We start from the raw sequence: 13,082 nt of genomic DNA on the forward strand, positions 1-13,082 counted from the left end.
CGTCCCAGCCTGTGGACGGTGTGATCAATCTCGGGTGGCCGTGCGACCCCGGCCCTAACGTAGACTCAATAGACCCACGGGCCGACGTCGTCCCCACCATGATCCAACCTGAGTGACGACAGGAGGCCCGGTGGCTCAGCCGTACGCGGACACAGAACAGCCGCACCCCCACAGCCCGCAGGCGTCCCCGACGCCCCACCCCCGTCCGTCCGCCCAGGGTCTCTACGACCCAGCGCAGGAGCACGACGCCTGCGGCGTGGCCTTCGTGGCGGACCTGCACGGCCGGCGTTCACACTCGGTCGTCGCCAACGGGCTCGGCGCGCTCTGTCGGCTGGACCACCGGGGCGCCCGAGGCGCGGAGCCGAACACCGGCGACGGTGCCGGCATCATGATCCAGGTGCCCGACGCGTTCCTGCGCGCGGTGGCCGACGTCGCGCTTCCCCCAGCGGGCGAGTACGCCACCGGGCTCGTCTTCCTTCCCGACGACGATGCCGCCGAGGCGCGTGCCCGCCGGGTCGTCGAGAAGTACGCACTGGTTGAGGGCGCCGATCTGCTCGGTTGGCGGGACGTGCCGATCGACCCGAGTGACCTGGGTGAGACCGCCCTGGCGGCGATGCCCCGGGTCCGGCAGCTCTTCCTGGCGGCGCACCGCCTCACCGACACACCCGACGGGCCGGCCGGCTCCCCGCTGCGCGGCCTCGAGCTGGACCGGGTGGCGTTTTGTCTGCGTAAGCAGGCCGAGCGGGAGACCGCCGAGCGTGGCGTTCCGGCGTACTTCCCGTCGTTGTCCAGCCGCACCATGGTCTACAAGGGCATGCTCACGCCCGACCAGTTGCCGGCGTTCTACCCGGACCTGCGCGACGAGCGGGTGGACAGCGCCATCGCGCTGGTGCACTCCCGCTTCTCCACGAACACCTTCCCGTCCTGGCCGCTCGCGCACCCGTACCGGTTCATCGCCCACAACGGCGAGATCAACACGATCCGGGGCAACCGCAACTGGATGCAGGCCCGCGAGGCGCTCCTGCGCTCGCCGAACGTGCCGGGCAACATCCGGCGGGTCTTCCCGGTCTGCACCCCCGCGGCCTCCGACTCGGCGAACTTCGACGAGGTCCTGGAGTTGCTGCACCTGGCCGGGCGGAGCCTGCCGCACGCGGTGCTCATGATGATCCCCGAGGCGTGGGAGAACGACCCGGGGATGGACCCGGCCAAGCGCGCCTTCTACCGCTTCCACGCCAGCCTTATTGAGCCGTGGGACGGCCCGGCGTCGGTGGCCTTCACCGACGGCGAGATCGTCGGCGCGGTGCTGGACCGTAACGGGCTGCGTCCGGGGCGCTGGTGGCAGACCGACGACGGGCTCGTGGTGCTCGGCTCCGAGGCGGGCGTGCTCGACCTCGACCCGGCCCACGTGGTCGCCAAGGGGCGGCTCCAGCCGGGCCGGATGTTCCTGGTCGACACCGTGGCCGGGCGGATCGTGCACGACGAGGAGATCAAGTCCGAGTTGGCCGCCGCCCAGCCGTACGCCGAGTGGCTGCACGCCGGGCTGATCGAGCTGAACGACCTGCCGGCGCGCGAGCACACCGTCTACACGCACGACTCGGTGCGCCGCCGGCAGCAGACCTTCGGCTACACGCAGGAGGAGCTGAAGATCCTGCTGGGGCCGATGGCCCGCACCGGCGCCGAGCCGCTCGGCTCGATGGGTACGGACACCCCGATCGCGCCGCTGTCCACCCGACCGCGGCTGCTCTACGACTACTTCCACCAGCTCTTCGCCCAGGTCACCAACCCGCCGTTGGACGCCATCCGCGAGGAGTTGGTGACCAGCCTGGCGTCGACGATCGGGCCGGAGGGCAACCTGCTCGACCCGGGTGCCGCGAGCTGCCGTCAGATCGTGCTCCCGCACCCGATCCTCGACAACGACGAGCTGGCGAAGATCCTCTCCATCGACGAGGACGGCGACCTGCCCGGCTTCAAGGCGGTCCGGGTCTCCGGGCTGTACCGGATCCGGGAGGGCGCCGCCGGGATCAAGGCGCGGCTGACCGAGATCTGCCGGCACGTCTCCGAGGCGATCGAGGACGGGGTGCGCATCCTGGTGCTCTCCGACCGGGACTCCAACGCCGACCTGGCGCCGATCCCGTCGCTGCTGCTCACCGCCGCCGTGCACCAGCACCTGGTCCGCGAGCAGACCCGTACGCGGGCGGCGCTGATCGTCGAGTCCGGGGACTGCCGGGAGGTGCACCACGCGGCGGTGCTGATCGGCTACGGCGCGGCGGCGGTCAACCCGTACCTGGCGTTCGAGTCGGTCGAGGACATGATCGCCACGGGCGCTCTCGCCGGGGTGGAGCCCGCCGCCGCGGTGCGCAACTACGCGAAGGCGCTCGGCAAGGGCGTCCTGAAGATCATGTCCAAGATGGGCATCTCGACGGTGTCCTCGTACTGCGGTGCGCAGGTCTTCGAGGCGGTCGGCCTGGACAGCCGGCTGGTCGAGCGCTACTTCCGGGGCACCCCCAGCCGCATCGGCGGGGTGGGTCTCGCGGGCGTGCACACCGAGGTGGCCGCCCGGCACGCGCTGGCCTGGCCGCCGGCCGGCACCGCCACCTCCGACCGGTTGGAGGTCGGTGGCGAGTACCAGTGGCGCCGCGAGGGTGAGTTGCACCTGTTCAACCCCGAGACGGTGTTCCTGCTGCAACACGCCACCCGCAGCCGGCAGTACGACGTCTTCCGGCAGTACACCGCCAAGGTCGACGCGCTCGCCGCGCAGGCCGGCTCGCTGCGCGGGTTGTTCACAGTGCGCACCGGCGTGCGTCCGGCGGTGCCGATCGAGGAGGTCGAGCCGGCCACCGAGATCGTCAAGCGGTTCGCCACCGGCGCCATGTCGTACGGGTCGATCTCGGCGGAGGCGCACGAGACGCTCGCCATCGCCATGAACCGGCTCGGCGGCAAGTCCAACACCGGTGAGGGCGGCGAGGACGTCGAGCGGCTGCACGACCCGGCCCGCCGCTCGGCGGTCAAGCAGATCGCCAGCGGCCGCTTCGGTGTGACCAGCGAGTACCTGGTCAACGCGGACGACCTCCAGATCAAGATGGCCCAGGGCGCCAAGCCGGGCGAGGGCGGTCAGCTGCCCGGTAACAAGGTCTGGCCGTGGATCGCCCGGACCCGGCACGCCACCCCCGGCGTGGGTCTGATCTCCCCGCCGCCGCACCACGACATCTACTCCATTGAGGACCTCGCCCAGTTGGTGCACGACCTGAAGTGCGTCAACCCGGCGGCCCGGGTGCACGTCAAGCTGGTCAGCGAGGTCGGCGTCGGCACCGTCGCCGCCGGGGTGGCGAAGCTCAAGGCGGACGTCATCCTGATCTCCGGCCACGACGGCGGCACGGGCGCCTCCCCGATGAACTCGCTGAAGCATGCCGGCACCCCGTGGGAGCTGGGGCTGGCCGAGGCGCAGCAGACGCTGTTGCTCAACAAGCTGCGCGACCGGGTCACGGTGCAGGTCGACGGCCAGCTCAAGACCGGCCGGGACGTCCTGGTCGCGGCGCTGCTCGGCGCGGAGGAGTTCGGCTTCGCGACCGCGCCGCTGATCGTCGAGGGTTGCGTGATGATGCGGGTCTGCCACCTGGACACCTGCCCGGTCGGCATCGCCACGCAGAATCCGGTGCTGCGGGAGCGTTTCACCGGCAAGCCGGAGTTCGTGGAGAACTTCTTCCTCTTCCTCGCCGAGGAGGTCCGGGGGTACCTGGCCGAGCTGGGTTTCCGGTCGATCGAGGAAGCGATCGGGCAGTCCGAGCTGCTCGACGTGGCCCCGGCTCTGACGCACTGGAAGGCGCACGGGTTGGACCTGGCGCCCGTCCTGCACCTGCCGGAGCTGCCCGCCGGCGCGGCCCGACGCGGGGTCCGCGCGCAGGATCACGGCCTGGAGCAGGCGCTCGACAACGAGCTGATCGCGTTGGCGCGTCCGGCTCTGACGGACGGTGCGCCGGTGCGGGTCGAGGTGGCGGTGCGCAACGAGCACCGCAGCGTCGGCGCGATGCTCGGTGGCGAGGTGACCCGTCGTTTCGGCGGCGCCGGCCTTCCCGAGGACACCGTCGAGTTCGTGCTGCACGGCACGGCTGGGCAGTCGTTCGGCGCGTTCCTGCCGCGCGGCGTGACCCTGCGCCTGCACGGCGACGCCAACGACTACGTGGGCAAGGGCCTCTCCGGGGGTCGGCTCATCGTCCGTCCGGACGCCGCCGCGCCGTTCCTCGACCCGGACGCCGAGCCGGGGCAACGGGCCGAGGATCAGATCATCGCCGGCAACACCATCCTGTACGGGGCCACGGCGGGCGAGGTCTTCCTGCGCGGCCGGGTGGGTGAGCGGTTCGCGGTACGCAACTCCGGCGCGGTCGCCGTGGTCGAGGGTGTTGGTGACCACGGCTGCGAGTACATGACCGGCGGCACTGTGGTGGTGCTGGGCGCGACCGGCCGGAACTTCGCGGCGGGCATGTCCGGCGGCACGGCGTTCGTGCACCACCTGGATCGGGCCCGGGTCAACGCGGAACTGGTCGACCTGCTGCCAGTGGGCGAGCAGGAGCAGTCGCTCCTGCACGACCTGGTCCAACGGCACGTGGCCGAGACCGGGTCGGCGGTCGCCGAGGAGCTGCTCAAGCGGTGGCCGGAGGCGGTGGCCGAGTTCACCGCCGTCATACCCCGCGACTACCGCCGGGTGCTGGAGATCATGCGGGCCGCCGAAGCAGCCGGCCGCGACGTCGACGACGCGGTCATGAAAGAACTGACCGCGCCGGCTGTGCCGGCGATGCCGGTGCCGCCCGCCCCGCGGGTGGCTGCCCAGGAGGTGGCACGTGCCTGACCCGAACGGTTTCCTGCGCTACGACCGGCGGCTGCCGGCCCGCCGCCCGGTGCCGGTGCGGATCAGCGACTGGCGGGAGGTGTACCCGCCGGCCGGCGAGGAGTTGGTCCGTGAGCAGGCCACCCGATGCATGGACTGCGGCATCCCGTTCTGCCACGACGGCTGCCCGCTGGGCAATCGCATCCCGGACTGGAACGACCTCGTGCGTACCGGCAACTGGGACGCCGCGGTGGAGTCGCTGCACGCCACCAACAACTTCCCGGAATTCACCGGCCGGCTCTGCCCCGCGCCCTGCGAGGCGGCCTGCGTGCTCGGCATCTCCGGCGGTCAACCGGTGACCATCAAGCAGGTCGAGGTGGAGATCGCCGACGCCGCCGCAGCGCGCGGGTTCACCCCCCGCCCGGTCCCGGCGCCGTCGGGCCGGTCGGTCGCCGTCGTCGGCTCCGGGCCCGCCGGGCTCGCCGCCGCCCAGCAGCTGGCCCGCGCCGGTCACGCGGTGACGGTGTACGAACGCGACGACGCGATCGGTGGCCTGCTCCGGTACGGCATTCCCGACTTCAAGTTGGAGAAGCGGCACATCGATGCCCGGTTGGCCCAGCTCACCGCCGAGGGGGTGCGGTTCCGCACCGGCGTGAACGTCGGCGTGGACGTCACCGCCGAGCAGTTGCGCGCCGAGCACGACGCGGTGCTGCTGGCCTGTGGGGCGTTGCAGGGCCGGGACACCCCGGAGACCCCGGGGCGGGCGCTTCGGGGCGTACACCAGGCGATGGCGCACCTGGTCGCGGCGAATCGCGCGGTCGCCACGGCGGCCACCGACCAGGCCGGCGTGGTGGCCACCGCCGAGCGTCGGCTGGCGCCCGCGGTGTTGCCCGACGGCACGCCGATCGACGCGGCCGGCAAGCACGTGGTGATCATCGGCGGAGGTGACACGGCGGCCGACTGTCTCGGCGTCGCGCACCGCCAGGGCGCCGCGGGCGTGCACCAGCTCGACCTGTACCCGCAGCCGCCGCAGGAGCGCGACGAGGCACGGGATCCGTGGCCGACCTGGCCGTGGGTGCTGCGTAGCTACCCGGCGCACGAGGAGGGTGGCGAGCGGGTCTTCGCCGTGGCGGTGCAGGAGTTCGTGGACGACGGCACCGGCCAGGTGCGGGCGGTGCGGATCGCCGAGGTGACAGTGGAGAAGCGCGACGGCCGGCGGGTCGTCACAGTGGTGCCGGGCTCCGAGCGGGAGTTGCCGGCCGATCTGGTGCTGTTGGCGATCGGTTTCGAGGGCACCGAGCAGCAGCCGCTGCTGGCCCAGTTCGGCGTGGCCCGCAACCCGCGGGGCGCCATCGACGCCCGCGACGACTGGCAGACCGACGCCGACGGGGTGTTCGTGGCTGGTGACATGCACCGGGGCGCTTCGCTGATCGTCTGGGCCATCGCCGAGGGGCGGGCGGTCGCCGCGGCCATCCACGGCTATCTGGGCGGTGTCGGTGCCTTGCCGGCCCCGGTGGGCCCAGCCGCGCAGGCTCTCGCCGCTCGCTGAGGTGCGGGCGTCCGGTCGGTGCGGCAGGTCCGCCGCCGCATCGGCCGGGCATTCCCGCTGGTGAAGCCGCTCACAAATGTGGGCAAAAAGGTTTAAGCCGGCAAGACTTGCCGGCTGCCGAACCGCCCCGCGATCGGTGTGAATGATCATGCTGCCGATCGCTGGAGGTTCGTCGTGGCCAGAGGTGCCACCTTCGCCGCGTTGCGCCACCGCAACTACCGGATCTGGGCGCTCGCCGGCTTCGTCTCCGTCATCGGCACCTGGATGCAGGTCCTCGGGGTCAACTGGTACGTCCTGAAGGAGACCGGCTCCGCGACGTCAATGGGCTTCGCCGTACTGCTCCAGGCGGCGCCCACGCTGCTGCTCAGCGTCTGGGGTGGCGTGCTGGCCGACCGGCTGCCCGCCCGCCCGTTGCTGATCGCCGCCCAGTGCGCCCACGCGGTGCTCGCCGCCGGACTGGCGGCGGTCGCCCTGACCGGGGTCGGCGGCCTGCCGCTGATCTTCGCGATCTCGCTGGCCACCGGTGCCGTCTCGGCGATCGAAGGCCCGGTGATGGGACGCTGGGCCGCCAGCCTCGTCGACCGGGAGACGCTGGGCAACGCGCTGGCGCTCGGCTCGCTCAGCAACTCCGCCGGCCGCATCCTCGGCATGAGCCTCGGCGCCGTGGTGGTGGCCGCCGTCGGACCCGCCCTGCTGTTCGGCATCAACGCGGTCAGCTTCGCCGCAGTGGTGGTGGCGCTGTTCGCCGTACGCCCGACAGGCGTGCCCGGCCTCCCGGTCCCGGACGCCGGCCGGACGCGGGGAGGTGTCCGCGCCGGGTTCGCCTACCTGCGCGGGCAGCCGGTGCTGCTCCTCGCGCTCGCCCTGTCGTTCGTGCTCGGCAGCCTGGGCCGCAACTACCAGGTGACCATGGCCGCCATGAGCGACGGGCCGCTGGACGCCGGCGCCTCCGGGTACGGCCTGCTGTCGACGGTGTTCGCGGTCGGCACCGTGGTGGGCGCGCTCGTCGCGGCCCGGCGGCGTTCCCTGGGTTACCGGACGCTCGTCGTCGCGGGCCTGTTCGCCAGCGGGTTGCAGATCGTCGCCGGCCTCGCGCCCGGCACCTGGAGCTTCGCCGCGGTGATCCTGCCGATCGCCGCCGCCGCGGTGGTCATCGACACCACCGTCGGCACCCGCGCCCAGCTCGACACCGACGGCGCGATGCGGGGCCGGGTGCTCGCCGCCCTGGCGGTCACCGGCTCGGTCTCCGCCGCGGTCGGCGCCCCGCTGCTCGGCTGGCTCGCCGAACATGCCGGGCCCCGGCAGACCCTCGTCCTCGCCGGAGCCGCAGCGGCGATCGCCACGACGGCGGCGGGCGTCGCCCTGGATCGGCAGCGCGGCCGCGCGGCGACCCTCGCGCTCGTCGTTCCGCGACCCCGCCATCCGGTACGACGAGCGGCGTTCCGGGCCGCCCGCATCGTGCGGCCCACCGGTGCGGTCTGCGTCATCGTGCCCGCCGAGGCCGGTGCGAAGCGGTCGGGCGGGGTCCGGCTGCGGGAGTTGGCCACCGTCGGGCCGGTGGCGAACCGCTGAGACAGCGGTCACCCTCGGCGGCCCGCTTCCGGGACAGAGCAGACTGAAGATCATCGTTACGCTGCGATCATGGACAATGAGGAGCGGCTACGGCGCACCCGCCGATGGCTGTGGATCGTGCTGATCGGGCTCTTCCTGAGTGGCGTCACAGCGTTTCCGCTGGAGATCGAGGTGCGCTGGCTGCTGCGCGTACTGGATCCGCTCGCCGACCAACTGCCCGCGCTGGTCGCCTGGATCGAGCGGGTGCACACCGGGCTCGTGACGGCCGGCGAGGACTACCCGTTCCTGCTCTACGGCACCGACTGGCTGGCCTTCGCCCACCTGGTGCTGGCAGTGGCCTTCTGGGGGCCGCTGCGCGACCCGGTGCGCAACGTCTGGGTGGTGCAGGTCGGCATGATCGCCTGCGCCGGCATCGTTCCGCTGGCGCTGATCTGCGGCCCGATCCGGGACATCCCCTGGTTCTGGACGCTTGTCGACCTGTCCTTCGCGGTCGGGGCGTTCCCGCCGCTCTGGTTCGCGTACCGGCACATCCGCGCCGTAGAAGCCGCAACCCCGTAACCCCGCCGCCGGCCCGGTCGCGCGACCCCCGCCGGTCGATCATGGAGTTGTGGTGGGCAGAAGATACGCCCTTGCCTGATATGTCAGGCACCACAACTCCATGATCGACGTGGCGTGGCGTGGCGGGGTGGGGGGTTAGTGGGACATCAGCTCGTGGGAGTCGCGGATCTTGGACCAGGATTTGGGCTCGGTCGGTGGGGCGGCCTTCCGGGCGGCGCTGGCCACCTCGGGTCGGCCGGCGGTGAACAGCCAGGTGGTGAACAGGTCGTCCAGGTCCAGTCCGGAGACCCGCTCGGCCAGGGCCTGGAACTGCTCGATGGTGCCGTTGCCGTACCGGCGCTCGGCGGTCCAGGTCGGCAGGATCTCGAAGAACGCGTCGTCACCGACGGCCAGCCGCAGCTGGTGCAGGGCCATCGCACCCCGGTCGTAGACGGCGTTGTCGAAGACCCGGGCGGCACCCGGGTCGCCGGGCAGCACCTGCCAGAACCCGTCGTCAGCCGGGTAACTGGCGTAGGTGAAGTCGAAGACCTCCTGGGCGGTGCCCTCGCCCTGCTCCTCCGACCAGAGCCACTCGGCGTACGAGGCGAAGCCCTCGTTGAGCCAGATGTTGCGCCAGTCGGCCACCGAGACCGAGTCGCCGAACCACTGGTGGGCCAGCTCGTGCGTCACCACGTAGGTGTTGGCGCCGCGTCGCCAGAAGCCCGGCCCGTACACCGGGCGGGTCTGCGTCTCCAGGGCGAAGCTGATGCCGTCGATCGGCCCGGCCACACCGCCCTGCGCCTCGAACGGGTACGGGCCGAAGATCCCGCTCTCCCAGTCGACGATCTCGGCGGTCCGCTCGATGCTGGCCCGCGCGGCCGGCCCGAGCGCGCCCAGCGACGTGCTGTACGCGTTGATCACCGGCTGGCCACCCGGGGTGGTGTCGGTGACGATGTCGTACTGGCCGATGGCCATGAAGGCCAGGTAGGTGGCGGTGGGGGAGGTGGTCCGCCAGATCCACCGGGTGCGGTTGCCGGCCTCGGCCAGCGGCGGCCTCGGCTGCACGCCGTTGCTGATCACCTCGACGCCGGTGGGCACCGAGACCGAGATGTCGTAGGTGGCCTTGTCCAGAGGGTGGTCGTTGCTCGGGAACCACCACCACGCCGACTCGGGCTCGTTGACGGCGAGGGCGCCGTCGTCGGTACGCGTCCAGCCGGTGTAGCCGTTGACCAGGGCCTCCGACGGGATGCCGGAGTACCGCACGACGATGGTGAGCTGTTGGCCCCGGGTCACCGTGCGGGCCGGGGTGACCACCAACTCGTGCGCCCCAGCGGTGGTGCTGCTCGCCGCCCAACCGTTGACCCGGACCGACTCGACGTCGAGCAGGAAGTCCAGATTGAACGTCGAGAGGTCCTCAGTGGCGGTGGCGAGGATCGTGGTGGTGCCGGTGAGCAGGTCGGTGGCCGGTTCGTAGCGCAGCCGGACGTCGTAGTGCTCGACGTCGTAGCCGCCGTTGCCGTAGTCGGGGAAGTAACTGTCGCCCAGTCCGGGCGCGCCGGGTTGCGGCGCCGCGGAGACGACCGGACGGCCCCAGCCCGTCGGGGCGGCCTGGGCGGGGGTGCCGGCGAGCATGGTGCCGGCGGTGGTGAGGGTCAGGGCGGTGGTGGCCGCCGTGAGGACTCGTCGCACGGGGTGGACTCCCTCCATCGGGTGTTCGCCAGGTCAACCTAATCGACAACTGTGAACGTCGCTGGCCGCCACACCCATCGTCGGTCGTCGTCCTCTGGCGTGCGTTGCACCGCAAGGTCACACTGTGTTGATCGGAGGTGACACGTGCGGCGCTCGGAGTTACCCAGGCGGGAGTTGACCGGCCAACGACAGTCGACAGCTGGTCGGGAACGCCTGCCGGCCGGCGGCTTGGAGTTGTTCACGCTGCTCGCCCGACTGTTGCGGCGACCCCGCCGCGGCGAGCGCCGGCTGCCGCTGCTGTGGCTGGTCCGCTCCGACACCGCGGATCTGATGGTGCCGCTGCGCCGGTTCCTCGGCCAGGGCCCCCGGCGGCGGGTCCCGCACGCCGTGCTGGACGCCGACGCGCCGCCCGGCGCCGGGGACGTGCCGGCGCTGCTGCGCGAGTTGCACAGGCAGCTCTCCCTGGAGGCATTCGGTGCCGCCCGGCTGCGCTTCCGGCACTATCCGCTCGCCGACTGGCTGATGCAGCAGAGCCTCAACCTGGGCATCGACGCCGACGACAGCCGAGCGGCCCTGGTCCGCCGGCTGCGCGACCGCAGGGGCCCGCGCACGCCGGAGGCGGCGCCCTCCGGCGGCGACGCGGTCAGCATCGTCTCGCAGGTGCTGCTCTGGCTGGTCCGTCGCGCCGTGCCGGGGGTGGTCTTCCGGGCTGCCGTCTCCGGTCGGGTGCCGGTGCTCGGGCGGCACTACAACTGGTTCATGCGCCAGCAGTATCTGGCGCCCCGGCAATCGGTCACCTTCCTCGGTTTCGCCGAGCGTCTCACCGCCGGCTGGCGTGACGGCGAGCAACCCGACCAGGTCAACAAGCTGCTGCTGCACGCGTTCCTGGAGGACCTGCGGCAGGCGTACCGGCGTCGCCCGTGGCGCCCGTCGGACTGGCGGCGCACCGCGTACCCGGCTCTGCTGATCGATCACGTCGCCCCCGGCAACGTCGGCGGGGAACTCGTCCGCCTGATCGGCGACGTTCGCACCGAGACCGGCCGCAACGACCCGCTGCTGATCGTCGCGTCCGGTGGGCAACCCCCACCGGACCTGCCCGAACCGCACCCGTTGACCGAGGCCGACGAGGCGTACGACGAGTGGGCCGGGGCGCTGCCGGAGATGCGACGGCTGCGCCGCCCGGCCACCTGGCTGGTGGCGTTGCAGCCCGACGACACCGACGCCGGTCGGCCGTCGCGGGGCGGTGGCCTGCCGTTCTCCGCGCCCGACCCGCCCTGGTGGTCGCGGCGATTCCTCCCGACGGCGCTCTGCCTGGTACTGGTGGCGGGGCTGTGCGTCTGGGCGGACAGTCGGTGGGGGCTGGGTTGCCACCCGTCGCTGACCGGTGGCCGGGTCTCGGTCGAGGTGGTCGCCAGCGGCGAGTGTGTCGGCTACAGCGACAGCGCCGCGCAGGTGTTCAACAACGACCCCGGACAGGAGGGCCTGCGAAAGATCCAGCAGCGCATCTTCGCGCAGAACCGCGCCGCCGAGGAGGTCTGGGAGCGCAGTGACCGGCGCCGGCCCTTCCTGACCCTGGTCTACCTGGGCACCCTGACCGGCAACCGGACCCGCGCCGACGAGGTGTCCTACGTCTCCGAGCGCGAGGAGCTCGAAGGCATGGCCACCGCCCAGTACGCGTTGCTGAAGGAGTCGGCCGACGCCGACGGCGCCGCGCTACTGCGGATCGTGGTCGCCAACGCCGGCCCCCAGATGATCTACGCCGACCGGGCGGTGGCGATGCTGGCCGAACTGGCCCGGGACGACCCCACTGTGCTCGGGGTCGTCGGCCTGGTGGAGAGCCGGACGAGCACCGCCCGCGCGCTGCGCGAGCTGAACAAGATCGGGCTGCCGGTGCTGGCACCCACGCTCTCCGCCGACCGGATGGACGCCAACTCCCGCCTCTACCTCCAGATCTCCGCCCCGAACAAGGACCAGGTGAAGCTGGTCGACGCGTACGCCAAGCAGGTGTTGAAGGTCGACGAGGCGCACGTCTTCTACACCACCCTTGAGGGCAGCACGCTCACCGAGGACCTCTACGTGGGCACGCTCGTCGACGGGCTCCGACAACAGTTCGGCCCCCGGGTCACCCGCCTCGACGAGTGGATCACCGGGCAGCGGCTGACCGACGAGTGTGGCTACCCCGGGCTGCTCTTCTACGCCGGTCGATGGTCCGAGTTCGACGATTTCCTGCGGGCGCTGCGCGAGTGCGGGGGCAACCCGCCCCGGCACCTCGTCGCCGACGACTCGGTCAACCGCTACATGGCCAACCCGGGGCTGCGCGCCGCCGCGCCCGGCAACCTGCCCGTCACGTATGTCTCCAAGGCGTCCCTGGCCACCTGCGCGGTGCTGCGGGCCGCCCAGGACCGGCGCGACGACGACGCCCGGGCGAGCTTCCTGTCCTTGATCCAGGCCGACGACCTGCTCGACCCGCCGCGCTGCCGGCCCGACTCCGAAGAACAGGTCGGTGAGCGGGTCAGTCTCGCCTACGACGCGTCGATGATGCTCATCCGGGCCGTGGAGAGCCTCGCCGCCCGGCTGCACCACGCCGACCCGCGGCAACGCTGGGAGCCGGACTCGGTCAACCCGGTGGCCGTGCACGCGGAGGTGCTCCGGCAGAACGCCGGGCAGGGCTACCCGGGGGTGGCCGGGCTGATCCGGTTCACGCCCGACTCGGGGGAGCCGGTCGACAAGCGACTGGCCCTGATGCGGGTCGAGCAGCTGCCCGACGTGGCGACGGCGCCGGTTGAGGTGTTCCGCTGCGGGGCGGCCGACGGGTCCGGCCCGGCGGCGTGCGGCCCCGCCTGACCGGTCCGGTGTGACACGTCCTCGCAGGACTGTCCGGGTGCCACCGGTGTCCGTTAGGGTTCCTGGGAC

6 protein-coding genes are annotated in these 13,082 nt (G+C 72.1%); 5 read left to right on the top strand and 1 reads right to left on the bottom strand.

Annotation, left to right across the window (positions count from 1 at the left end; genetic code table 11):
• Positions 1–130: 130 nt before the first annotated feature.
• The 4 genes from gltB to ACLQ3F_RS11820 all read left to right on the top strand — a co-directional run bounded on the left by gltB (position 131) and on the right by ACLQ3F_RS11820 (position 8,501).
• Complete coding sequence (gene gltB / locus ACLQ3F_RS11805; protein WP_425848575.1) at positions 131–4,843, top strand: glutamate synthase large subunit; 4,713 nt, start codon at positions 131–133, stop codon at positions 4,841–4,843.
• Entirely contained in the window at positions 4,836–6,371 is a 1,536-nt protein-coding gene (locus tag ACLQ3F_RS11810) for a glutamate synthase subunit beta (protein ID WP_355007629.1), read from the top strand. Before gltB ends, ACLQ3F_RS11810 begins: the two co-directional genes overlap by 8 nt.
• Before the next feature lie 174 nt (positions 6,372–6,545).
• Positions 6,546–7,943 (top strand): MFS transporter, encoded by a 1,398-nt coding sequence (locus ACLQ3F_RS11815; protein ID WP_425848577.1) that lies wholly within the window; start codon positions 6,546–6,548, stop codon positions 7,941–7,943.
• Between the two features lie 69 nt (positions 7,944–8,012).
• Positions 8,013–8,501, top strand: coding sequence for a hypothetical protein (locus ACLQ3F_RS11820; protein WP_425848578.1), 489 nt, complete (start codon positions 8,013–8,015; stop codon positions 8,499–8,501).
• A 135-nt stretch (positions 8,502–8,636) separates the two neighbouring features.
• On the opposite strand, the gene ACLQ3F_RS11825 is transcribed toward ACLQ3F_RS11820, so the two are convergent.
• Entirely contained in the window at positions 8,637–10,169 is a 1,533-nt protein-coding gene (locus ACLQ3F_RS11825) for a M1 family metallopeptidase (protein ID WP_425848580.1), read from the bottom strand.
• Between the two features lie 144 nt (positions 10,170–10,313).
• On the opposite strand from ACLQ3F_RS11825, the gene ACLQ3F_RS11830 reads away from it, so the two are divergent.
• Positions 10,314–13,013, top strand: coding sequence for a hypothetical protein (locus tag ACLQ3F_RS11830; protein ID WP_425848581.1), 2,700 nt, complete (start codon positions 10,314–10,316; stop codon positions 13,011–13,013).
• Positions 13,014–13,082: the final 69 nt, after the last annotated feature.

This window comes from Micromonospora sp. DT15 (assembly GCF_049841475.1).
Classification (GTDB): Bacteria; Actinomycetota; Actinomycetes; order Mycobacteriales; family Micromonosporaceae; genus Micromonospora.